The 365-nt window shown below is 47.1% G+C and carries 1 pseudogene; it reads left to right on the forward strand.

Annotated features, from left to right (window positions below):
* Nucleotides 1-365 (forward strand): annotated as a pseudogene (locus tag CWB98_RS24145) (hypothetical protein); the annotation flags it as partial.

The raw sequence follows: 365 nt of genomic DNA on the forward strand, positions 1-365 counted from the left end.
AGATACACCTATGTTGCAGGGACGGCAATTTCGCGCATTGGCGCGTGCCGATATTGACGTATTGTGGTCGATGACGTCCCGTGCCCGTGAGCTTGAAGCCCGCCCTATTCGCATACCACTTACAATGGGACTCATTGGCGATCGTGTCTTTGTTATTAAGCAGCGAGATCGCCATCGCTTTGCCACATTAACTAGCAAAGCACAACTACAGCAATTACTTGCGTTGCAAGGCCATGATTGGCCGGATACGGAAATTATGAGTAGTAATGGTTTTAAAGTGCGTGGCGTAAGTTGGCATCAAAGTATGTATAAATTACTGGCCGAAGATAAGTTTGATTACTTTCCTCGGGGCGTCCTTGAAATTG

Source organism: Pseudoalteromonas rubra (assembly GCF_005887115.1).
GTDB lineage: Bacteria > Pseudomonadota > Gammaproteobacteria > Enterobacterales > Alteromonadaceae > Pseudoalteromonas > Pseudoalteromonas rubra_F.